This is a genomic window from Desulfosalsimonas propionicica (genome assembly GCF_013761005.1).
In the GTDB taxonomy this organism is placed as follows: domain Bacteria; phylum Desulfobacterota; class Desulfobacteria; order Desulfobacterales; family Desulfosalsimonadaceae; genus Desulfosalsimonas; species Desulfosalsimonas propionicica.
In genome coordinates, this window is record NZ_JACDUS010000009.1 from 50,513 (window position 1) to 73,542 (window position 23,030).

The following is a 23,030-nucleotide window of genomic DNA, read 5'->3' on the forward strand; positions in this document are numbered from 1 at the left end:
TTCCGTACGTGAAATTCTGAGAAATTGCACGTAACACCGATATTGGACTTTTACGGCGCCATCTGTCTTTTACCTGTCAATATCGGCCGGGGTATAGTCATGGGCCCCGATAATGGCAATAAAATCGGCGATGGTTGCGCCTTTGCAGATTTTGGGAAACGCCTGGACATTGGTAAAGCTCGAACCGCGGATGCGCACCCGATAAGCAAAGCCCAGCCCGTCGCTGACAATGTAATAGCCCTGCTCGCCCCGGGGGTTTTCCGTTGCCGCATATGCCTCACCGCTGGGGATTTTCGGCCCCCTGGTGACATTGACAAAATGGTGGATCAGGCTTTCAATGTCTTTTAGCATGTCCTGTCTTTGGGGCACCACATAGCGGTAATCCTCTGAGATGTATCGCCCCCCGGGCATTTGGTCGATGACCTGCCGGATGATCCGTACGCTTTGCCGGCATTCTTCTGCCCGCAAACGAAACCGGGTCCAGCAGTCGCTGATCGTATCGGTCGGCACGTCAAAATCCAGGCTGTCGTATACCGAATAGGGCATGTTTTTGCGCAAGTCCCAGTTGACGCCGGTGGACCTGAGATTGGGGCCGGTTACCCCCAGATCCACTGCATCGTGTTTTTCCATCAGGCCCACGTCCACGGTACGGGCCCTGAAAATCGGATTTTTGAGTGTAATTTTTTCATACTCGCCAAGCCTTTTGGGAAATACCCGCAAAAAAGCCTCCACGGGCTCCTTCCAGCCTTCGGGAAGATCCGCGGCCACGCCGCCCGGCCGGAAAAACGCGGGATGAAGCCGGCCGCCGGAGATCATCTCCACGATATCCATGATCATTTCCCGGTCCCGGAAGGCATAGAAGTTGGGGGTAAGCGCGCCCACGTCATTGGCTGTAATGCCCATGTAGGCCATATGGTTGGCAATTCTGGAAAGTTCGGCAAACAGCACCCGGATGTATTCGGCGCGTTCGGGCACGCGTATGCCCGCTATCTTTTCCACGGCCAGGACGTAGGGAAACTCGTTTGCCGCCCCTACCAGATAATCCACCCGGTCGGTGTAGGGAATATACTGGATCCAGTGCTGGCGCTCGCCGATTTTTTCCGCCCCCCGGTGATGGTAGCCGATATCCATGTCCAGGCCGGTGATGGTTTCCCCGTCCATTTTTGCGATATACCGGATAATGCCATGGGTGCCGGTGTGGTGCGGGCCGATGTTTAAGACATAGGACTCGCCGTGTTCATCCACCCGGTAAAACTGCTCTCCGGCCCTGGGCTGCAGATTGCGCGCATCTTCTGCGGTGTAGGCGGGCATATCCGTAGCCCGTCCATTGTATGATTTTCGCAGCGGATGGCCCTGCCAGCCCTCGGGCATCAAAAGCCGACGCAGATCCGGATGCCCGGAAAACCGGATCCCGAACATGTCATAGATTTCCCGCTCGTACCAGGCGGCGTTCTGCCAGAGATCGTGGATGCTTTGCGTCTCCGGGTATCTGCCGTACAGGGGCGCCCGGATCCGCACCCGCACGGCCGGATCAAAGGCCAGCAGATGATACACCAGGGTGAAATCCGGATAATGCTCCGGGTTCTGCCGGGCGGATTGATCAACTGCGGTGTAATCCTCCAGGCGCAGAAAGCGCGGGCTGGACCCGAATTTGAGAAACTGCAGAACCTCGGCGGCCCGGCTTTGGTCCACATCAACAGTGAGCATGTCAGCGCTTTTTTCTGCAGGCGCCACGGCATCACCGAAACGCCGGACCAGTTGCGATTTGACTTCGTTTTCAACCGGAGACAGGGTGATTTGCGCCGCAGGCGGGGTCCACATGAATTGTGCGCGGGTTCCGTGGAAATCAGGCGGGGTAACGGAACTGCCCCGAACGGAAATTCCGTTCATACCCGGCCCACGGGTGTCGCGGGTCTTTGTTTCGCCGTCAACGAGCACGGGCGCCACGGTGCCGTGGCTGCCCCCGGACATATGAAACACCTTGCCCGACGGCCGTTCTCCGGATTGGATTTTTTCCTGCAGCCGGGTCAGGCCATGGAGTACCGCTTCAGGCCGGGGCGGGCATCCCGGGATGTAAACATCCACGGGCAGGATCTGATTGACGCCCTGGACCACCGAGTACACATCATACATTCCGCCGGTATTGGCGCACGATCCCATGGATATCACCCATTTGGGCTCGGCCATCTGTTCATAGAGGCGCAGCACCACCGGCGCCACCTTCTTAAACACGGTTCCTGAAACAATGAGCAAATCGGCCTGTCTTGGCGAAAGGCGAAGCACCTCGGCGCCGAAGCGGGCAATATCGTATCGCGGCGTCCACGCGGTGATCTCTTCGACAAAGCAGCACGACAGCCCGAAATACATGGGCCAGAGACTCGTTGCCCGGGCCCAGTTGATAACACTGTCCACAGCCCGGCTCACCGGCGTTCGGCTCTTTTGTCCTTTCCTTCCTTTAATGCCAGACCTCCCTTGAACCATATGTAAACCAGGCCCATGAGCAAAACAAAAATAAAAAAGGTCATCTGCACCATGGCCTTTACCCCGAGGGCCTCCACGGCCACGGCCCAGGAAAAGATAAATGCGCCTTCCACGTCAAAAATCAAAAAAAATACCGCCACCAGAAAAAACGGCACCGGGTAGCGAAGCGGCACTGAACCGGTTGGAATGATCCCGCTTTCATAGGGGCGAAGCTTATTTTCATTGACGCGTTTTTCACCCAGAAAGCCGGTGAGGATCATCAACACCGCCAGCATCAGAAAAACGGCAAAAATAAATGCCAGGAAGCTGAACACTGCCGGCGTCCAGGACGAAAGCGCATATGTGTGATTTACCGGAACCATTGTCACTCCCCGGCCGGTGCGCATCAATTGCGCCAATTTCTTTTGTGCCGCGTCTATGCGGCATGGTGACGATTCCAATCTTATTTACCAATACTAATCATAGACATCCTGTCTTGCCAATATCTCGGCAGTGTTCGTCGATGAGCGCAACCAGCCGGGCATTGCGGCTCTTTCTTGCCAATCCTGAAGGGATTTGTTAATCAATGGTTATGAATCCGTTAAATGAAAAAAACAGCATTGTCCTGGCCTCTGAATCGCCCCGGCGCAGGCGGCTGCTTGAGCAGGCACAGATCGCATTTTCCGTGGTGCCCAGCGGAACCGATGAGGATGCCATCCGCGGACCGGAGCCGGAGCGCCATGCGCAAATCCTGGCAGCGGCCAAGGCTGAAGCGGTTGCAAAACTATATCCCCATGCCTGGGTGATCGGAGCGGACTCCATTGTGGTCATTGACGGACGGATCCTAAACAAGCCGGAGTCAGCCGCCGTGGCCGGGCAGATGCTCAGGCGCTTAAGCGGGCGCACCCACCGGGTGATCACCGGCTACAGCATCTGGTGTGAAAGCCGGGGGCACCGCCACAGCAATGTCTGTATCACCGAGGTGACATTTAAGGAATTGACCGAAGATGAAATCAACTGGTACACACAGACCCCGGAGCCCCGGGACAAGGCCGGGGGCTATGCCATCCAGGGCATTGCCGCGTTCATGGTCAAAAGCATAAACGGATCTTATACCAACGTGGTGGGCCTGCCCATGTGCGAAATTGTCGGGCATTTGACACAGCATGGGGCCATCCGGCACGGGACCGGGCAAACCCGCAGCCCGGCCACAGCTGATGCCGGGGGAAAGTGTTGATACAAATGAATGCCATCGCCGAAAACATCAAACAAATCAGACAGCGCATCAAAAAAGCCGCCCTGGACTGCGGCCGCAGTCCGCAGGACGTCGGTCTGGTGGCTGTCACCAAAACGGTTTCGCCTGAAAAAATCAGAAAAGCCGCTGAAGCCGGCCTTGACTGTTTCGGGGAAAACTACATCCAGGAAGCGGACAAAAAGATCAAAGACCTGTCCGACACAAGGATCAGCTGGCATTTTATCGGACATCTGCAGTCCAACAAGGCCAAATACGCAGTGCGCCTGTTTGACCTGATCCATTCGGTGGACAGCCTGAAGCTGGCCAAAGAACTCAACCGTCAGGCCGCCCGGCACGGGCGGGTCCAGAAAATATTGATCCAGGTCAACCTGGGAGGGGAACAAACCAAATCCGGCGCAGAAAAACAGGCGGCAGAAGAACTGGTCTACGATGTTGCCGGATTGGAAAACCTTTCTGTCCGGGGCCTGATGACCCTGCCGCCGTTTTTTGACGCCCCTGAAAAGGTCCGGCCCTATTTCCGGCAGCTGGGGGCATTACGCCGGGAAATTGCGGCCAAAAACATTGCCAACGTGGAAATGGCAGAGCTTTCCATGGGAATGACCGGCGACTTTGAAACCGCCATTGAAGAAGGCGCCACCCTGGTGCGCATTGGCACCGCCATTTTCGGGGAGCGCTCATGAAACTGCTGCTTCACATCTGCTGTGGGCCATGCGCCATCTATCCCGTTGACTGCCTGCAGCAAAAAGGCCTTGAGGTCATGGGATTTTTTTACAGAAATAACATCCATCCGTTTACCGAATGCATGAAGCGTGAAGACACCCTCAGGGCCTATGCACAACAAACCGGCCTGCGGGTGATCTACCAGGAGGGCTATGATATCGAGGGATTTTTGCAAAGCGTGGTGTTCAGGGAAGCCCACAGGTGCCGGTTCTGCTACCATGACCGGCTCATGACCACAGCCAAACTGGCCCGCAGGGGAAAATTCGACTATTTCTCCTCAACCCTGCTTTACAGCAAATTCCAGAATCATGACACCATTGCCGAAATGGGCAAGGCCGTTGGCAAATCCGCGGGCGTGCCGTTTTACTACGAGGATTTCAGAACCGGGTGGAAAACCGGGGTGGAAACCTCAAAGCAGCTGGGCATGTACCGTCAATCCTATTGCGGCTGTATTTACAGTGAAAAACAGCGCTTCTATACCGGGGCGGCCAAAAAACGGCAGGACGATAGCTGATGTTTGGCAATTTTCTCTACTTTATCATCGCCCTGCTGATTTACACCACCTATCCCCCGCCAGCACAGCCGCAGATGCCTTTTTCCCAGGCCTTAGGCTTTTTTGCCGCCATTTCCCTGCTGTTTGCCGCCCTGACCCGGATTCTGTTTAAAAAGCTCGAAGACCGCATTGAACAAGGCGGAAACGGCGACCTGCACCAGAGCTTTGAATCCCTGATCGTGCGCCAGTGCATCATTGCCATCGGACTGTTTGCGGTCAATATTTATGCACTGGAATTAAGCGGATACCTCGGACGGATCCCTGTTGTCCAAAGCATGCCCACCCTTGGCGCAGTGCTTTTTCTGGGCATTTTTCTGGGATATCTGTGCATTGTCTGGGCATCTGCCCACAAGGCCCACGAAAAGCTTTACCAAACCGGCATCACCCGGCGCCGCTATGTGGTGTCCCATATTACCTTTTCCATCCCGGTGCTGCTGCCCTGGTTTTTTCTCTCCCTGGCCGCGGACCTGATTTATGTGCTGCCCTTTGATGCGCCACGGGCATTTCTGAATTCCACCACGGGCCAGATCCTTTATTTCCTGTTTTTCCTTTTTGTGATCGCGGTTTTCGGCCCGGCCTTGATCCAGTATTTCTGGGGATGCAGGCCCCTGGAACCAGGGGATGCGCGCACCCGGATCGAGGATCTGTGCCGCCGGGCCGGGGTTTCCTATCGTGAAATCATGAAATGGCCGCTGTTTGGCGGCGGCATGATCACTGCCGGGGTCATGGGCCTGGTTTCGCAGTTCCGCTATATCCTGGTGACCCCGGGGCTGCTGCGCTATCTGGCCCCCGTGGAAATCGAGGCGGTGGTGGCCCATGAAATCGGGCATGTCAAACACCGCCACCTGTATTTCTACCTGATTTTTCTGGCCGGATACATGGTGATCTCGTTTGCGGCCCTGGATTTTATCGTCTTTGGGGCCGTGTATCTGCAGACGGTTTTCGGGGCGGTCAATGCCGGGGGCGAAACCTTTGTTTCCGTGGTGTTTAGCCTGGCCATGATTGTGACCTTTTTTGTTTATTTCCGGTTCGGATTCGGCTATTTCATGCGCAATTTCGAGCGCCAGGCCGATATCTCCGTCTACCGGCTCATGGACTCGGCCGTACCGCTGATCACAACGTTTCACAAGATCGCGGCCTCCAGCGGCCAGTCTCCGGACCGGCCCAACTGGCATCATTTCAGCATATCCGACCGCATCGACTACCTTCGCAAATGCGAGGCCAATCCGGGCTGGATCCGGCGCCATCACAGAAAGGTACGCGTGAGCATGGCCGTTTACCTGGCCATCATCCTCGGGCTGGCATCAGTGGGCTACAGTCTGCATTTCGGCGCAGCCGGGGAACAACTGTCCGGGAAAATGGCCGAGCAGATCCTCACCCGCCAAATCCGCCAGCAGCCCAAGGACCCTGAGCTGCACGTGATGCTCGGGGATCTGTATTACAGCAGAAACAATCTCAGCGCCGCAACAGCGGCCTACCAGCGGGCCCTGGACCTGGATTCCGACAATGTGGCGGCATTAAACAATCTTGCCTGGCTATATGCCACATCAGAGCCGGATACGGAAATGTTTAAACCGCAACAGGCCCTTGTGCTTGCCAAAAAAGCCGCAGAAAGGTCTTTGGCGCCCCATGTGACAGATACCCTGGCAGAGGCATGGTTTATCAACGGCCAATATGAAAAGGCCGTTGAAACCGCCGAAAAAGCCCTGTCTGCAGCAACAAACAGGCGGGATTATTACCGCGGTCAGCTCAGGCGGTTTGAGCAGGCCTTAAACAACAATCACAGATCCCGGTGACAGCAAAAAAATGCAGCCCCCCCTGCCGTCCGGAAAACCGCTTTTTGAACTGCAACAGGAGGATGAAAACACCCTGACCGTGATCCTCCACGGCCGGGCCGATATCACCACCGCACCGGTGCTCATCCGGCAGCTGCCGGCAGCTGTGCCATCAAACCAAACGATCCAACAGCTGAAGGTGGATTTTGCCCATGTCACCAGATTTGACGATTACGGCGCCATGGTGCTGCTGCGCCTTGTTCAGATACTGCAACTCAACCACGACCAGCTCAGTTTTGTCAATCTTGCCGCAGACCATGAAAAAACCCTTGCACTGGTGGATTTCGGCCAACCGGACTGCCGTATCCCGTCGCACAAATCCGGCAACCTGATCGTCGAACTCGGGGATGCCACCATCTCGGTTTTCCGTGGCGGGGCCTGTTTTGTGGAATTTATCGGAGCCATGGTGTTTTCACTTCTTCGGGTTTTCAGACAACCCCGGTCCTTCCGGGCCGGTGATAGCATCGCATACATGAAAACCACCGGTGTGGACGCCCTGCCCGTGGTGGGGCTGATCACTTTCCTGCTGGGCCTGATCATGGCCTTTATGTCCTCGCTGCAGCTTTCCCAGTTCGGGGCCAATTTGTATGTGGCCTCCCTGGTGTCTCTGGCCATGGTTTCCGAACTGGGCCCGATCATGACCGCCATTGTGGTGGCCGGCCGGTCAGGGTCAGCTTATGCCGCGGAAATCAGCACCATGAAAATTTCAGAAGAAATCGACGCACTGGTGGTCATGGGCTTTGATCCCAACGTGTTTCTGGTCCTGCCCAGGGTTGTGGCCGCCATGGTGGTGGTGCCGCTGCTCACCGTGTTTGCCAGCATATTCGCCGTGGCCGGCGGCCTGGTCATTGGCGTGCTCATGCTCAATCTCAGCCCCGGGGCCTATATCAACCAATCCCTGGATGCCCTGACCCTGTTTGAAGTCATGTGGGGACTGTCAAAATCCGTTGTATTTGCCCTGCTCATTGCCCTGACCGGATGCTTCCGGGGGATGCAGGCCCGGGGCGGGGCCGCGGCCGTGGGCAGCGCCGCTACTTCCGCAGTGGTGACCAGCATATTTCTGATTATTTTGTTTGACTCAATTTTTGCGGTAATCCGCAGCTACTGGTAAGAAAGGTTTATGGGCGCACAAGAGATCATAAGGGTTGAAAACCTGGCCGTTGTTTACGGTGAAGACCATGTACTGGACAAAGTGAACTTTACCGTAAACAAGGGCGAGATTTTTATTATCGTGGGCGGCTCGGGCTCGGGCAAATCCACGCTCATGCGCCATATGATCGGTTTGGAACAGCCGGCCGGGGGGAAAGTCTTTATCGGGGATACAGACATTGCCGCATCCGGTGAAAAGGCGATTTCCCTGGCCCTTAGACGCATCGGGGTGCTGTTTCAGGCAAGCGCGCTTCTCGGCTCCATGACTGTGGCGGAAAACGTGGCCCTGCCGATAACGGAATTTTCCGGATTGCCGGCTGAAGCCGTGGCTGCAATTGTGCAGATCAAACTTTCCCTGGTGAGCCTGGAGTGCTACGGCGACCACTTGCCCTCGGAGATCAGCGGGGGCATGAAAAAACGGGCCGGTCTTGCCCGGGCCATGGCCTTAAACCCGGACATCCTGTTTTTAGATGAGCCCTCGGCCGGTCTGGATCCGGTAACTGCGGCTGAAATCGACCGGCTGATTCTGCACATCAACCAGACACTGGGCACCACCATTGTCATTGTAACCCATGATCTCGACAGCATCTTTGCCGTGGGCCGGCGCGCCATCATGCTGGGCAGGGAAACGGGCAATATCATCGCCCGGGGCGCACCCGCGGATTTGCGGGACCATGATCCGGACCCGGAAGTCAGGCGCTTTTTCACCCGCAGGCCGCCGGATGCATAACCGGCATCAAAACCGGGACCGGCTTGTGATCCGGACAATCTAAGATTGCGCACCAGGTACAAATCCTTTATAAAAAAAATAAACCCCGGCAGTTGACCCAATTTATCAGGAAAGCATTTGCATGCAGTCTGTGCGGACAAAATTCTCGGTGGGATTGTTTGTGATCATCGGCATAACAGCCGTGATCCTGGTCATTCTGTGGCTGGGCATGGCCCAGTACTTTCAGGAGGGGCATAAATACACGGCCTATTTTGACGAATCCGTTCAGGGCTTGAGCCAGGATGCGGCCGTCAAATACCGGGGGGTGAACGTGGGCCGGGTGGAGCAGATCAACGTGGCCCCGGACGGACGGCTCATTGAAATCGTGTTCACCCTTGATAAAACCCTCCGGAATACAACCAATCTCGTGGCCCAGATCAAATCCGTGGGCATTACCGGCATCATGTTTGTGGAACTGGAAAGACAGGCGCCGGACAAACTGGTTACGGTTCCGGAGTATGACTTTGAACCCAAACATCCGGTGGTGGCCACCCGGCCTTCGGAAATGAAACAACTTTTATCGGATATCAATGAAATTCTGGGAAGCATCAAGGAAGTGGATGTGGAAGGCATTTCAGTTCAGCTCAGTCAGTTGCTGGAAAAAAGCAACCAACTGCTCGATACCCAGAGATGGAGCCGTCTCCGGAGTTCTGCGGAAGAAAGCCTGCAAAACATCAACGGACTCATTACCGATACCCGAAAGGCCGTCAACCAAATTGATGCAACCATCAACACCAGCGCCGGCCGGTTTGACAGCGCGGTAAACCAGGTGGGAAAGGCTGCGGAAACCGCAGACGACTTGTTTGCCCGGGGCTCGGCAAGCCTGGATGGGGCCGAAGTCCGTATCCGGGAATATGACCGGCAAATGGCCGATATCATGGAAGAACTTCGTGAGGCGGCAACGGGTATCAACAGCCTGATCAACCAGTTGGAGCGGCAGCCCTCACAGATTCTTTACGGACGGCCGGTTCCGGAAAAACCGATGGAACCGGAAATCCGGCCGGAAACCAAGTAAACAAAGGCTTTCAGACAAAAAAAGCGCTTAAAAAATGAAGCAAAACATCTTGTCCAGACAAATGCCGGCCATTGCCGCAGCCATTTTCGCGATCCTGCTGGTGCCCGGGTGCACCGGTTTCAGTGAGCCCCCCAAACCCGTGGAATCCTATGTTCTTTCTTATCCTGCGCCAATGACGGCCGGCACCAAAACCACCGCGCCGGATGCAGTGCTGGCCGTCCAGGCCTTTGATGCAGCCGCCCCTTACCGGTCCAGGCACATGGTGTATGCCGATCACCAGTTGCGCAGAAAAACATACGCCTATCACCAATGGGTATCAAAGCCATCAGAAATGGTCCGTGACCGGATCATGCGGGATCTTCAGGCAGCACGGGCGGTCCGGAGCGTGACCCGCGCCGAAAAACGACTGGAAGCACCCACGCATGTGCTTTGGGCAACCATAGAAGCATTTTACGAAGATGACACCCGCAGCCCGTGGCAGGCCGTGCTGGAACTCACAGCGACCCTGTCCGTAACCCGAAGCGGGCAATCCGGGCACTGCATTATCATGACAAAAACCTACCAGGCCAGACAGAACCTTTCCCAAAACAATCCCCTGGGCCTGGCCAGGGCCATGAGCAAGGCCCTGGCAGAAATTTCGGAAGATCTTGGAGCAGACCTCCGAAAGGCCCTGAGGCGGTAATTTCGTCTAGAACGTATTTTGCCGGCAGAATTCTTCCACGGATTTGCGCTTTGGTGCAGAGGGCACCTTGGAGGGGTATCCCATGGGAATCAGGCTTACCAATTCATGATTTTGCGGCACCTTGAGCACTTCTGCGGCCTTGTCCTGGTCAAACAGGCCCATGATCACCGAACCCAGCCCCAGGGAATGCGCGGCCAGAGACAGGTTCTGGGCGGCAATGCCGAGATCGAACATAAACCAGTCACCGAACTTGGTGGTCACCTGCCCTTTGTAATAGCCGGCCTCGTTTAAGCGGGCGCACAATGCCAGCACCACCGGAGCGCTGCCAACGGCCTTGTGGGCCGGATTGGACTTGGGCACGGCCTCCTGCTGCAGCCGGGCCTTTAATTCCGGATCGGTTACCGCCACCACCTCCCAGCACTGGGTATTGGCCCAGGAAGGCGCCCACCTGACAGCTTCGAGCACGGAATTGAGCACGTCGTCGGAAACGGGTTTATCTTCGAAATTACGGACGGTACGTCTTTGGTAAATGGCATCGAATACTTCATTGCTCATGGTTTGGCCTCCGCTGTTGATTGATTTTCTAAAAGCCGGGCAGCCATTTCCAGGTCTGCCGGTGTGGTGATCTTGATATTGCCGCGGCTGCCCTCGATGATGCGCACGCCCACACCCATGCGCTCCACAAGGGACGCGTCATCGGTTCCGAGAAATCCGTCAGCCGCCGCTTTTTCAAAAGCCTTTTGGATAAGGCGGAAATCAAAGGCCTGGGGGGTCTGGGCCAGCCAGATCCCGTCCCGGTTTACGGTTTGGGCGATCACGTTGCCGGCGTCCACCCGCTTAAGCGTTTCTGCGGCCGGAATGCCGGCAATGCAGGCCCCGGTTTCAGCCGCCATGTCAATACAGCCGGAAATGAGCTTGGCCGTGACAAAGGGACGCACGCCATCGTGGATCACCACAATTTTTTCAGGCCGGTCCAGACTGGCAAGCCCGCATTGCACCGAGTCCTGCCGCTTTCGGCCCCCGGCCGTGAGTTTGATGGGTTTTTGGTTCTCTACCAGGGGCAGAACCGATTTGCGGCAAAACGCAAAATCCGCCTCCGGAACCACAAGGCAGATATCGGCGACCTGGGGATGTGCGGCAAAAACCTGCAGGGTGCGTGCAAGAACGGGCATGTCCCCGAGCGCAAGAAACTGCTTGGCAACCGGAGAACACATGCGCACCCCGCGTCCGGCGGCCACGATCACGGCTGATGCCATATGCCGGGTCGCATTCATAAACAAATCACAAAGCCTATCGCAGATATTTCAGGCTTTTGGGAAGCGGGATGCCCTTGCCCATTCGGTCTTCGCCGTAGTTGACCCCGGCAAGGACCTCAATGTCTTTTAGCGCCCGGACATCGCCCTCAAAACTCACCTCCTTGATGCCCTCCTTCTGTATCATGCCCCCGGCCCACTGGATATCGAGCACGCTGCTGGCGTCAAAGCGATGATCATCCACCACCAGATCCACCTGCCCGCCGTAGCGCTGGACCACCTTGGCCACAAGCAGGCTGGGCCGGCAGTGAAACCCCAGATCCTTTGGGATGGGCACCTGGATGGCGCCCTTTTCCACGTTTTCCTTTAAAATTTCCCTGGCCTCGTCCCGACCGGAGGCAAAATAATGGTTCACGTAATACAGACCGTAATTGATGGTGCAGTCCAGCAGGCGGTCGGGATCAACAAGTTCACAGAGCTGCCTGCGCACCACACGGTAGATGTTTTTATACCCCACCTCGATCAAATGCCGCTCGTAGAAATGCAGGAGCCGGCCCATGATCTGCAGGAGATGGAATATCACGGAAAAATAGGAACGGAACTGCTTCAGCCCCCGGTTGCCGTACCGGAATCCGCCCTGGATCACATAGGAATCAAACGAGGACTGCAGGTTGTGCACCAGCATCTCAAAGCGCCGGATCTCCACTTCGTTGACCTTTTCGGGCACCAGGGCCTTTAACCCGTCGCGGTCGTAGACCTCGTAGAATTCATAAGTGTCAAAATCATCGGCAATGGAGAGAAACTCATTGGCCACCCGGACGATCTGATTTCGCTGCTGATCCTTGTCCTCATCATAAATATTGTAGTCCAGCATCTCCCCGGAAGACACCCCCGGAAAATTGGTTTCCGGATATCCGCCCTCAGCCGGTTCGGCAATGCCAAGCCGGCTGGCTTCTTCCAGAATGGCCGGGGCCAGATTGGACAAAGACCCGTTGATAAATGAAAGCACGATCTCCCCGTACGCCCGGAAATCTTCCTTGACGTCAATGTCGTAGAACACAAGGCGGTTTAACACATGCTTCTGGGTGTAGCCGGCAAGGCTCAGATGCCGCACTGCCGCAGTCATTTCCCGGTAATAGTACCAGTCTGCGTTGTTTTTGGCCCCGTGAAAGTCCAAAAAATCCTCGAGCAGATGGGAGCTGGTGATCAATTTTGAATAAAGACTTTTGGTAAAGGATTGTTCGGGCCGGGTGCAGGTACGGATAAACATCAGGCAGCGCATGTAATTGTGGGAATAAAACCGCACCCGTTCTCCAAAAGAAAGATCACAAAGCCCGTTTGCCGCATCGATTTCCATTACATCCGCCTATATTGCATCATGTTGGGTCTCTCTGACCACCTGGTCGATTTCTTCGGCCAGGCCGGGAGGCAGCCCTTCGATGTCCACATTTAAAAATCCGCGAACAATGGTGGAAACAGCGGTTTCTTCGTCAAGCCCCCGGGCCATGAGATACTCGATTTCCCGCTGGTCGATTTTTCCCACAGCCGCCTCGTGGGACATATCCACCCCCGGCACCCGGCCCACCAGTTCCGGAATAGCGTGCATGATCCCCTCTTTTAAAATCAACCCCTTGCATTCCAGATGCCCCTTGACGCCTTCGGCCCGGGCATCCATCTCGCCCCGTGCGATGATGGTGCCGCCCGTGGTAATGGCCCTGGAAATGATTTCCGCCCGGGCCCCGGGGTGCTCCAGGATCACCGTTGAGCCCGTATCCAGCTCGCATCCGGGCGGGGCCACAAGGATGCTGTTAAAGCGCGCCACCGAATCTTTGCCGGCCAGGTAAGTCACCGGGTTCATCTGCAAAGATCCCACGGGACGCAGGGAAACATAATTGGACACCACTGTACCGCCTTCTTCAACGTGGATACCCGTGCGGGGGCGCACTTCGATCTGCTCACCCCAGCGATGGATCATGGTAAAGTGCAGAGTGGCGTTTTTTTTGACATAAAATTCAGAAACCCCCACGTGCAGGCCGCTTCGCAGATGCTCGGCAGTGGCGCAGCCGGTAATAATATGGATGCTGGAATTTTCCTCTGCAATCACAACGTTGTGCACATGCTGGGACAGGCCTTCTTCTGAAATATACAGGCAGGACTGGACCGGCTCGGCAACCTGCGCCCCGGGAAGCGATCGGATGAAATATCCCTCATGGGGTATGTCACGGGTCATACGGGTATAATCGTCCTTTTCCGGGGAAACCAGGCGCCACATGTAATCGCTGAGCCAGTCGTGGGTTTGCAGGGCCTGGCTGATACCCATTATTTCAACATCTGCGGACCCGCATCCGGAATGGAGAACCGAGCAGTCTTTTTGAATAAAGGTTCCGGAGCGGTTCTGCCCGGTGATGTCCACACCCACATTGAGCCATTGCCTGGCTTCCTCGGGATCCACATTGTCGAGCTGTTCCAGATAGGCATGCGGATCTGCCTTATCCTTGTATCCGGGCTTGGGGCTGTTATTTTCATCCCGGGCTGCTGCCTTGTTTTTACCGTCTAGCTCGCGCATCGAAAACACTCCTCATAACCGTATTCGCGGATCCATTGCAGAATTTCCCGGGCGTTTCTGGCACAGCACAACACGCCGTTATACAGCACATGTCCCTTGTCTGCGGTGATATAGTTTAAAATGTGGCCGGTATGGGTGATCACAAGGGCGGATTTGCTCTTTTTCTCGCGGTGGGCAATGGGGCTCTCCTTTTCCCGCTGGCGCACGCCCCGGCCGAGCAGTTCATTGATAATCTCGCCGAGCAGCACCACATTTTCCAGGTCCACGCCGGACTCGGGCTCATCGAGCAGCACCAGATCCGGACCCTGAGCCATGAGCTGCAGCATTTCAGAGCGTTTCATCTCACCGCCGGAAAAGTTCAGGTTCAGATCCCGATCCAGAAAATCCGTGAAATTGGCCTTTTGGGCCAGCTCCTCCACATTGGCGGACCGTTGCCCCGCACACAGGGAGACCACGTCCCGGGTTTTGAGTCCGTTTATGGCCGGCGGCCGCTGAAAGGCCACGCCGATTCCCAGCCGCGCCCTTTCGTGGATGGGCATGCGGGTGATATCCTCGCCCTTAAACCAGATATGCCCGCTTTTCACCTGGTAGCCGGAAAAGCCCATGATGGTCATCATCAGGGTGGATTTGCCCGACCCGTTGGGTCCGAACAGAATATGGGTTTCTCCCTCGGGAATCTCCAGGCTGATTCGGTTTAAAATGGTGCGGCCCTCAACCTCCACCACCAGATCTTCGATTTTTAACATAACCATCCTCTCATGTATCCATGCAGACAAATTGCGCAGAAAAAATTGCGGCCGGCGCCGTCCATAAGCCGAATTCTGTTCCCTCAAACCGGGTTGCCCCGGTTTGGGACGACGATCATTCATCTGTGGATGCCGGTTGCCCGGCACCTCCTGCGACCTACCCGGGAGCATCAGGCGGGCCGCCCTCAAACGCTCCCCTATTCGGTCTTGCACCGGGTGGGGTTTACCAAGCTTCCCCGGTCGCCCGGGGAACTGGTGCGCTCTTACCGCACCGTTTCACCCTTACCCCGCACCCAATAAAAGGTGTGGGGCGGTCTGCTCTCTGTTGCACTTTCCTTCGCGTTGCCGCGACTCCACGTTATGGAGCACCCTGCCCTGTGGTGTTCGGACTTTCCTCCGGCAGGCGCGCGGCCCGCCGGCGATCGTCTGGCTGACGCCGACCGCAAATCCATTATAAAACATAAATCAACCGATGGCAATGCGGACACATCCGCAGCTCATTTCCACGATGCAGTTCATTATACAACTGGGGCGGAACATTTAAATGACACCCCTTGCATACCGCATTTTCCACCGGCACCAGGCCAATGCCGGCGCAACGCTGCTTGACCTGCCGGTACTGGGCCACCAAATCCGAATCCAGACCGGCTGCAAGCTCTGCTGCTTTTTCCTGCAGATGTTGCATCTGTTGCCGCAGTTGTTGGGTCTGCTCCGCCAGCTGCTGCTTTTCCCCATCGATGCGCTCTTTTTCTGCGGCAAAAGCCCTGTTTTTTTCCTCCAATTGCTTTTCCGCAGCCTCCAGATCGTCCAGGCACTGCAGGCTGGCATCCTCGATCCGGGAACTGGCCGCACGGATATCGTCGATTTCCTTTAACATCCCCTGGTATTCCCGGTTGGTCTTCACTGAGTTGAGCTGGACCTGGCGTTTTTTGATCCTGGCCTGGTTGGTCTCCAGTTCGCCCTCATAAGCCCGGTAATCCTTTTTCAGGGCTTCCACATGCGCCTTTCTGGTTTCAATCTCCTGGGTCCATGCCTGGAGCCCGGATTCAAGGGCGGCCATTTTGTCGGGCATGGCGTCGATTTCCGCCTGCACCCGGCCGGCTTCGCGTTCGTTTTCCTGCAGTTCAATGAGCAGCTCCAGCTGCGGTTTGCTGATCGATAGCATAATTTACCCGGCTTTCATAGGGTTTGTATTTTTCGGCAGGCCCCCTCACACGTGGACAAAAGGATCAGCCTCCCGGTCAAAGACGTTTACATCAACAGACCCGCCGGCCGCATGGACCGCATCCCGGATCCGGGAGCAGATCACGTCAACCACAATATGCTCGGAGGCAAAATGGCCGATGTCAATCAAGCCCCGCCCCCTTTGCACGGCATCAATTGCGTCATGATACCTTAAGTCCCCGGTGATCAGCACCTGTGCCGGGCTAGCAAAAAACGCTGCAAGCAGGCCGCCGCCGCTTCCCGAGCACACGGCCGCACTTTCCACGGAAAAATCAGCAGGCCCGGAAAAACGCACCCACGGCAGTTCCAGGCGTTTTTTTAAATCCCGGGCCAGTTCACCAAGGGTCATTTGCGGCATGACCCTGCCGATACGGCCCAGACCCTGGCCGGCTGTTTCCGGCTCCAGGGGATAGAGATCGTATGCCATGGTCTCGTAAGGGTGGTGGGCCTTTAAATGCGCAATCACCGCTTCCAGGTCCGCCTTTTCCACCACGGTTTCCATCCGCACTTCAGAGGCCTCGGAGAGTTCGCCAATCACCCCGTCGTAGGGATCCGCCCCGGGCCCGGGCACGAATGTGCCTGTTCCGGGGCTGCGGAACGTACAGCAGGAATAATTGCCGATACGGCCGGCCGGGCTTTGGCACACAGCATCAATCATCTTTGCCGTGTGGTCTTCGGGCACAAACACCACCACCTTGTACTGCCGGGGCCCGGACGCCGGGCACAGCACGGACAGGTCCGCCAGCCCGATTTTTTCGCACAGCACATCATTGACGCCCCCTGCAGCACTGTCAAGATTGGTATGGGCGGCAAAAACAGCCAGGCGGTTTCTTGCGGCGGTTTCGATGACGGCACCTGTCGGGCTGTCTGTGTCAATGGCGGACAAAGGCTTGAAAATCAGGGGATGGTGGGTAATCAACATATCCGCCCCGGCCCTGACAGCCGCATGGACGGCCTCTAAAGACGGCTCCAGGGCCACGAAAACATTTTTGACATCCCAGGCCGGACTGCCGAACTGAAGCCCGGAATTGTCCCAGTCTTCGGCCAAATGCGGCGGCGCCATGTCAGCCATTATTTTGATGACATCAGATACCTTCATTTCCACGACCTTTCACAAAAATTGGGTTTTGCCGATTTGATGGCACCGTAAAAAGTTTGATTTCAGATGGCGCCGTAAACAGTTCAAGATCAAGGCTTGCACAATTTCGAAGAATGCAGTGTACTTAGCCGTACGTGAAATTCTGAGAAATTGCGCGTAACGCAGATATTGGAGTTTTACAGCGCCATCAGATTTCAGACAAAAAAAGGCGTGGAGGTCCTTGCACCCACGCCTTTTTGTCCTGTTATCTCGGTATTGATATGTCATTGCCGTGCTTATGATATGGCCGCCCGCATCTTCCGGTTTTTTCTTCTCTGATGGACTGCTATGGCATATCACCGCCAACTTGTCAACTTGCCAGTCCATGAATTTAAACCATAACGATTGGCTTTGGTGAAAAAAGCCGGCCATTGCTGTGAACAAAACAGTCCGAACATCTTTTCCGCCTGCAGGTAAGTGACCGGATGTTTTGACATTTGCATATTTTTGATTATGTTTATGACGTATTTGGTGATGTTGCCTTTATATACGGACGAAGCATTGCCTTTCTGTTTTCAACACAAGACCCAAAGGAGTTGCAAAGGTTATGAAGATCCTTCATCTCTACTACACTTCCACCGGCAACACGCGCAAGGTTGCCGAAACCATTGACAACACCCTGCAGGATGCCGGCCACCAAGTGGACTCGGTGAAAGTGGACAAAAACACCCAGGCCGACATCAACGTGCTGGATTATGACATGGTGTTTGCCGGCTCCGGGGTTTATGAATGGCTACCGGGAAAATCCATGCAGGAGCTGTTTGGCCGCCTGCGGCGCCAACATGCCGAAAACGGGGATATCAAGCCGGCCTCTCCCAAACGGCCCGGCAAAAGCGCCGTGATCTACTGCACCTACGGCGGTGTGCATACCGGGATCAACGAAGCCATCCCCGCGGTCAAATACATGGGCCAGCTTTTTGACCACCTGGGCTTTACCATCCTGGCTGAATGGTATGTGCCCGGTCAGTACGTGCCGGAAAAAATGCAGAAATTCTCGGAAGCCGGCCGAATGGGCGATATCCGGGGCCGGCCCGATGCCAGCGACTTAAACGAAGTGGCCGAAAAGACAAAAGGCATCCTGCAGGTGTAAAAAGTCGGTTTTCAGATGGCGTCGTAAAAGTTCAAGATCAAGGCTTGCGCGATTTCGAAGAATGCAGCGTACTTATCCGTACGTGAAATTCTGAGAAATCGCGCGTAACGCAGATATTGGACTTTTACAGCGCCATCAAAATTGACAAACGCCGTATTCACGATATACTGGTCTGTAAAAACCATCAGTTCGTTGCCCGTTTACAAAAAGCCCGACCCGGGAGGCCCTGCAGATGAAAAAACCAGTATGGGTAAGTGCGGCTGCCGCTTTTGTCCATGAAGATATCTGGAAAATCCGGTTCAGGGATCTGAGCCGCGGCAGGCGCCTGCTGATTCAAAACCTGTTGGTTGTCATCATTGCCGTAAAAGAATTCATCGAGGACAGATGTCCGCTCCGGGCTTCGGCACTGACCTTTTACACGTTGCTCTCCATTGTTCCCGTGGTGGCCATGGCCTTTGCCATCGCCAAGGGCTTTGGCTTCCAGAACCGCCTTGAAGAGCAGCTGCTGGAAAATTTCAGCGGCCAGGAACAGGTAATTGCCCAGGTAATCGAATTTTCCCGCAACATGCTGGAAAACACAAAAGGCGGCCTGATTGCCGGCGTGGGCGTGGCGGTTTTGCTCTGGGCGGTTATACGGGTGCTGGGTCACATTGAAAAATCGCTAAATGATATCTGGCGAATCAAATCGGCCCGCTCCCTTGGCAGAAGATTCAGCGATTATCTCTCCATTATGCTCATTGCCCCGGTTCTGCTGATCATGTCAAGCAGCGTCACGGTCATGGTGGCCACCCAGATTCACCGGATCACCCAGCAGATCGCGCTGCTGGGCGTATTCTCCCCGCTGATCAGCCTTTTGATCGGATTAATTCCCTATTGTCTTGTCTGGATCCTGTTTGCCTTTTTATACATCTTTATGCCCAACGCAAAAATCAATTACGCATCCGGCCTGATCGCCGGTGTGGTGGCCGGAAGCCTTTTTGTCATTGTGCAGAAGTTCTATATTGTCTTCCAGCTGGGCGTGGCCCAGTATAACGCCATTTACGGCAGCTTTGCCGCATTGCCGCTGTTTTTGATCTGGCTGCAGCTCAGCTGGCTCATTGTTTTGTTCGGGGCGGAATTGTCGTGTGCGCACCAGAATGTGGAGGACTATGAATTTGACCCGGACAGGAAAAACATCAGCCCGTCATTTCGAAAGCTGATGAGCCTGCAGGTGGCCCACCTGCTGGTCACGCAATTTGCCCGCGGCCAAAACCCCATGACCCTTCGGGCCATCTCCCGCAACCTGGATATCCCCATCCGTCTGGTTGAAGAAATCATCTCCGAGCTTTGCCAATGCGGCCTGGTATCTTCAACCGCATCAGAGGATGAAAAAGAAACCGCCTACCAGCCGGCCCGCGACATAAACGATTTTACTGTGGCATTTGTCATAGAGGCCATGGAGCAAAAGGGAACCAGTTGGATCCCGGTGGGAAAAACAGATTCTCTGACCGCCCTGTCCGAAGCCCTGGAACAATTTCGCACAACCATCCGGCAATGCCCGGCCAACAAACCCCTCAAGGAAATCTAACCGAAATATGCCTCTGTTCCGGATGCCTGTATTTACGGATTTTGGCTGAAAACGACACGGTTATGGCAATGCGCGACAAAATTGTTGCCCGAAAATGGCTGCCGGTTATCGGCCTGGCAATCCTGTCCCTGATCTGGGGGTATAACTGGGTGGTGGTCAAGCAGGCCCTGGCCTTTAGCGGGCCGTTTACTTTCGGCATGATCCGCGCCCTGATTGCAGGCGCCGGCCTGTTTCTGATCACTGCAGGGTTAAAGCGCCCGTTATCCCCCGGATCGTTTTGGGGGGCTGTACTGCTGGGTCTGCTCCAGACCACCGGGTTTTTCGGCTTTTCCACCTGGGCCCTGGTTGCCGGCGGCGCAGGCAAAACCGCTGTACTGGTTTATACCATGCCGTTCTGGCTCCTTGTCCTGGCCGCCCCTCTTTTTGGCGAAAAAATGCACAGATGGCAATGGATTGCCGTGGGCATTGCATTTGCCGGCCTTATATGCCTGTTTCATCCATGGCAGCAGCAGGCCGGCCTGTTGAGTTCCTTTCTGGCGATGCTGGCCGGATTTTCATGGGCTCTGGCCGGCGCCTGGAACAAATACCTGCGCAGTATGGTGCAGGTGGATCTTTTTGCATTAAATGCCTGGCAGCTGGTGATCGGCGCCCTGCCCCTGCTTTTGATCGCTCTGCTGCTGGAGCCGGAACCCATTGTGTGGACGCCTTTTTTTATCGGTGCGGTGGTTTACAACGCGGTATTTGCCACAGCAGTGGCCTGGTCCCTGTGGTTTTTCGCTCTCCAGGAAATGCCTGCCGGAATCGCCGGCCTGGGCACCCTTGCCACCCCGGCCCTGGGCGTGCTCTGCGCCTGGCTGGTGTTGGAAGAAGTCCCCATTTTCTGGGAAATCACCGGCATGATACTGATTTTCTCAGGCCTTGCCATTTTGAGCGGCACCGGTTTGAGGGCGATGAAAAAGCGGTATCAGGCATAAAAGCCTGTACCGCAACGCACAAAAAACCCCGTAACCGTTATGGGTTCCGGGGTTTTGGGTTTATTTGAAACTTTATGAAATTGTCTTGTGGTGGGCCCACCAGGATTCGAACCTGGGACCGACCGGTTATGAGCCGGTGGCTCTTCCAGCTGAGCTATGGGCCCCTTTTTCTTTATTGCTCCCAAAAAGGCTTTGTTTACCTACCGGCTCGCCTGCTTTTTGTCAAGGCCTTATTGGAAACCTTTGCCGGGGTTTTTGCTTCAGGACTCGATAAAATACTTGAGCTTGCGGCTCCGGGTGGGGTGCCGCAGCTTGCGCAGGGCTTTGGCCTCGATCTGCCGGATGCGCTCCCGGGTCACGTCAAAATCGTTGCCCACCTCTTCTAAGGTATGGTCTGATTTTTCACCAATGCCAAAGCGCATGCGCAGGACTTTTTCCTCCCGCGGGGTCAGGGTGGCCAGCACCTTGCGGGTCTGCTCGGACAAATTGAGGTTAATGGCCGCCTCTGAAGGCGACATAAAGGTCTTGTCCTCGATAAAATCGCCCAGATGACTGTCGTCTTCCTCGCCAATGGGCGTTTCTAAGGAAATGGGCTCCCTTGCAATGCGCAGCACCTTGCGCACCTTGTCAATGGGCACTTCCATTTTCTCGGCGATTTCCTCGGGCGAGGGCTCCCGGCCCATTTCCTGGACCAGGTAGCGGGAAGTCCGGATGAGCTTGTTGATGGTCTCGATCATGTGCACCGGAATCCGGATGGTGCGTGCCTGGTCGGCAATGGCCCGGGTAATGGCCTGGCGGATCCACCATGTGGCATAGGTGGAAAACTTGTAGCCCCGCCGGTATTCAAACTTGTCCACCGCCTTCATCAGCCCGATGTTGCCCTCCTGGATGAGATCCAAAAACTGCAGGCCGCGGTTGGTGTATTTTTTGGCAATGCTGACCACCAGCCGCAAATTGGCCTGGACCAGCTCGCCTTTGGCGTCCTTTGCCCGCTGGTGGCCGTCTTCGATCCGGGCCATGATCCGTTTCAGGCTCCGGGCCGAGGCCTTGATCTCGCGTTCGCGCATTTCAGTCTGAGTGTGCAGTTTTTTCAAGTCCTCAAACAGCTGGGCCACTTCCCCGCTGGCATAGACCGAGCAGGCGCACCCCCACCTGACAAATCCCTTTTCCTTTTCCAGGCGCTGGCGAACCTCGGAAATTGGCGCGTCAAAGGCGGCGGCACACTCGCAGAACACCTTGTGAGTGGTGTCAAACCATTCCACCTGCTCGTAAATCTTGCGCTCAATCTCCTCGATCACATCACTTTCCAGGCGCCAATCCTTAAACAAATCAAAAATCTTGCGGTTTCGGCGGCGGATGGAGCGCATAACCCGGCGCTGCTCGTCAGAATCCATGGATTCATGGAAAATCCGGTCCCGCAGCTGCTGATTTTCCGCATCAATGCTTTTGATCTGATCAATGGTTTCAAGAAATTTTTCGATCTGAAGCGATTCGTCCACGATGGTATCGCCCTCGTCGATATCGCGCAGCACATGCTTGGGCCGCAACGTGCCCGCGGCGATCTGATCGCCGAGGTTAATGATGCTGTCAACGCCCAGGGTGGTTTCGAGCATGGCCTTTAAAACTTCCTGCTCGCCAAACTCAATCTTTTTGGCGATTTCGATTTCACCTTCCCGCGACAGCAGGGTCACCATGCCCATTTCCCGCAGATACATCTTCACCGGATCATTGACCGACCGGAATTTGGCTGTTTCATCGACTTCCTCGGTGTCGGCAACGGTTCCTTCGCCCTCTTTTTTGGTCTCCGAGGACAGGCGCTGCTTTTTTTTCTCCACCACCTCGATATCCAGGTCGTCAAACCACATGAGTGTTTCATCGATCTGCTCCGGGGACATCATTTCCTCGGGAAGCACCTCGCTGATCTGTTCATAGGTCAGATAACCCTGCTCCTTTCCCTTGGAAATCAGCTGGTTGACTTTTTCCTTCTGGACTTCTTTGGATTCGTCCCCTTTTTTTGCGGACCGTTTTGCCATA

Annotated in this window: 21 protein-coding genes, 1 tRNA gene and 1 other RNA gene; 11 read left to right on the top strand and 12 right to left on the bottom strand. The window is 55.4% G+C overall.

Translation table 11 applies throughout. The annotated features are described in order from the left end of the window. Positions 1-69 precede the first annotated feature (69 nt). Together HNR65_RS13450 and HNR65_RS13455 are read right to left on the bottom strand one after the other, a co-directional pair. Complete coding sequence (locus tag HNR65_RS13450; protein ID WP_332309031.1) at positions 70-2,424, bottom strand: NADH-quinone oxidoreductase subunit B/C/D; 2,355 nt, start codon at positions 2,422-2,424, stop codon at positions 70-72. Continuing rightward, complete coding sequence (locus HNR65_RS13455; protein WP_181552035.1) at positions 2,421-2,843, bottom strand: NADH-quinone oxidoreductase subunit A; 423 nt, start codon at positions 2,841-2,843, stop codon at positions 2,421-2,423. The genes HNR65_RS13450 and HNR65_RS13455 overlap by 4 nt, the downstream gene beginning before the upstream one ends. A 203-nt stretch (positions 2,844-3,046) precedes the next feature. Here HNR65_RS13455 and HNR65_RS13460 point away from each other — a divergent pair, with 203 nt between their 5' ends. The 8 genes from HNR65_RS13460 (at position 3,047) to HNR65_RS13495 (ending at position 10,438) form a co-directional block, all read left to right on the top strand. Further along, the gene (locus tag HNR65_RS13460) at positions 3,047-3,697 is read left to right on the top strand and encodes a Maf family protein (RefSeq protein WP_332309032.1); all 651 of its coding nucleotides are present in this window, start codon (positions 3,047-3,049) and stop codon (positions 3,695-3,697) included. Positions 3,698-3,702: 5 nt separating this feature from the next. Continuing rightward, positions 3,703-4,395 carry a YggS family pyridoxal phosphate-dependent enzyme gene (locus tag HNR65_RS13465; protein WP_181552036.1) on the top strand — a complete coding sequence of 231 codons (693 nt, stop codon included), beginning with the start codon at positions 3,703-3,705 and terminating at the stop codon, positions 4,393-4,395. Then, entirely contained in the window at positions 4,392-4,949 is a 558-nt protein-coding gene (locus tag HNR65_RS13470; RefSeq protein WP_181552037.1) for an epoxyqueuosine reductase QueH, read from the top strand. The genes HNR65_RS13465 and HNR65_RS13470 overlap by 4 nt, the downstream gene beginning before the upstream one ends. Continuing rightward, on the top strand, positions 4,949-6,784 hold the full coding sequence (locus HNR65_RS13475) for a M48 family metallopeptidase (protein WP_181552038.1): 1,836 nt from the start codon (positions 4,949-4,951) through the stop codon (positions 6,782-6,784). The genes HNR65_RS13470 and HNR65_RS13475 overlap by 1 nt, the downstream gene beginning before the upstream one ends. Positions 6,785-6,794: 10 nt before the next feature. Beyond that, entirely contained in the window at positions 6,795-7,934 is a 1,140-nt protein-coding gene (locus tag HNR65_RS13480; RefSeq protein ID WP_181552039.1) for an ABC transporter permease, read from the top strand. Positions 7,935-7,943: 9 nt separating this feature from the next. Beyond that, positions 7,944-8,702, top strand: a complete 759-nt coding sequence (locus HNR65_RS13485) for an ABC transporter ATP-binding protein (protein WP_181552040.1) — start codon at positions 7,944-7,946, stop codon at positions 8,700-8,702. Between the two features lie 121 nt (positions 8,703-8,823). Further along, on the top strand, positions 8,824-9,756 hold the full coding sequence (locus HNR65_RS13490) for an MlaD family protein (protein WP_181552041.1): 933 nt from the start codon (positions 8,824-8,826) through the stop codon (positions 9,754-9,756). A 34-nt stretch (positions 9,757-9,790) separates the two neighbouring features. After that, positions 9,791-10,438 carry an ABC-type transport auxiliary lipoprotein family protein gene (locus tag HNR65_RS13495; protein WP_181552042.1) on the top strand — a complete coding sequence of 216 codons (648 nt, stop codon included), beginning with the start codon at positions 9,791-9,793 and terminating at the stop codon, positions 10,436-10,438. A 6-nt stretch (positions 10,439-10,444) separates the two neighbouring features. Here the strand turns inward: HNR65_RS13495 and HNR65_RS13500 are convergent, their stop codons facing one another. The 8 genes from HNR65_RS13500 to HNR65_RS13535 all read right to left on the bottom strand — a co-directional run bounded on the left by HNR65_RS13500 (position 10,445) and on the right by HNR65_RS13535 (position 17,326). Next, positions 10,445-10,993 carry a nitroreductase family protein gene (locus HNR65_RS13500; RefSeq protein ID WP_181552043.1) on the bottom strand — a complete coding sequence of 183 codons (549 nt, stop codon included), beginning with the start codon at positions 10,991-10,993 and terminating at the stop codon, positions 10,445-10,447. Continuing rightward, positions 10,990-11,712, bottom strand: a complete 723-nt coding sequence (gene ispD / locus HNR65_RS13505; RefSeq protein WP_220128396.1) for a 2-C-methyl-D-erythritol 4-phosphate cytidylyltransferase — start codon at positions 11,710-11,712, stop codon at positions 10,990-10,992. The genes HNR65_RS13500 and ispD overlap by 4 nt, the downstream gene beginning before the upstream one ends. A gap of 16 nt (positions 11,713-11,728) precedes the next feature. Then, positions 11,729-13,048 carry an HPr family phosphocarrier protein gene (locus tag HNR65_RS13510; protein WP_181552044.1) on the bottom strand — a complete coding sequence of 440 codons (1,320 nt, stop codon included), beginning with the start codon at positions 13,046-13,048 and terminating at the stop codon, positions 11,729-11,731. A gap of 9 nt (positions 13,049-13,057) precedes the next feature. Then, a complete protein-coding gene (locus HNR65_RS13515) occupies positions 13,058-14,257 on the bottom strand; it encodes a SufB/SufD family protein (protein ID WP_181552045.1) in 1,200 nt (399 codons plus the stop codon). Then, positions 14,245-15,003, bottom strand: coding sequence for an ABC transporter ATP-binding protein (locus tag HNR65_RS13520; RefSeq protein WP_181552046.1), 759 nt, complete (start codon positions 15,001-15,003; stop codon positions 14,245-14,247). Before HNR65_RS13520 ends, HNR65_RS13515 begins: the two co-directional genes overlap by 13 nt. Positions 15,004-15,052: 49 nt before the next feature. Then, positions 15,053-15,441, bottom strand: an RNA gene (gene rnpB, locus HNR65_RS13525) — RNase P RNA component class A. 13 nt (positions 15,442-15,454) lie between these two features. After that, complete coding sequence (locus tag HNR65_RS13530; RefSeq protein WP_181552047.1) at positions 15,455-16,168, bottom strand: zinc ribbon domain-containing protein; 714 nt, start codon at positions 16,166-16,168, stop codon at positions 15,455-15,457. A 45-nt stretch (positions 16,169-16,213) separates the two neighbouring features. After that, a complete protein-coding gene (locus tag HNR65_RS13535; protein WP_181552048.1) occupies positions 16,214-17,326 on the bottom strand; it encodes a Nif3-like dinuclear metal center hexameric protein in 1,113 nt (370 codons plus the stop codon). Between the two features lie 586 nt (positions 17,327-17,912). On the opposite strand from HNR65_RS13535, the gene HNR65_RS13540 reads away from it, so the two are divergent. From HNR65_RS13540 to HNR65_RS13550, 3 genes are all read left to right on the top strand, one after another. Then, on the top strand, positions 17,913-18,455 hold the full coding sequence (locus HNR65_RS13540) for a flavodoxin family protein (RefSeq protein ID WP_181552049.1): 543 nt from the start codon (positions 17,913-17,915) through the stop codon (positions 18,453-18,455). 232 nt (positions 18,456-18,687) lie between these two features. After that, positions 18,688-20,022 carry a YihY/virulence factor BrkB family protein gene (locus HNR65_RS13545; protein ID WP_181552050.1) on the top strand — a complete coding sequence of 445 codons (1,335 nt, stop codon included), beginning with the start codon at positions 18,688-18,690 and terminating at the stop codon, positions 20,020-20,022. A 68-nt stretch (positions 20,023-20,090) separates the two neighbouring features. Beyond that, positions 20,091-20,996 carry a DMT family transporter gene (locus HNR65_RS13550; RefSeq protein ID WP_181552051.1) on the top strand — a complete coding sequence of 302 codons (906 nt, stop codon included), beginning with the start codon at positions 20,091-20,093 and terminating at the stop codon, positions 20,994-20,996. Positions 20,997-21,084: 88 nt separating this feature from the next. On the opposite strand, the gene HNR65_RS13555 is transcribed toward HNR65_RS13550, so the two are convergent. Both HNR65_RS13555 and rpoD read right to left on the bottom strand, forming a co-directional pair. Beyond that, positions 21,085-21,160, bottom strand: a tRNA-Ile gene (locus tag HNR65_RS13555). Between the two features lie 96 nt (positions 21,161-21,256). Beyond that, positions 21,257-23,029 carry an RNA polymerase sigma factor RpoD gene (rpoD, locus tag HNR65_RS13560; protein WP_181552052.1) on the bottom strand — a complete coding sequence of 591 codons (1,773 nt, stop codon included), beginning with the start codon at positions 23,027-23,029 and terminating at the stop codon, positions 21,257-21,259. Between the last annotated feature and the right edge of the window lies 1 nt (position 23,030).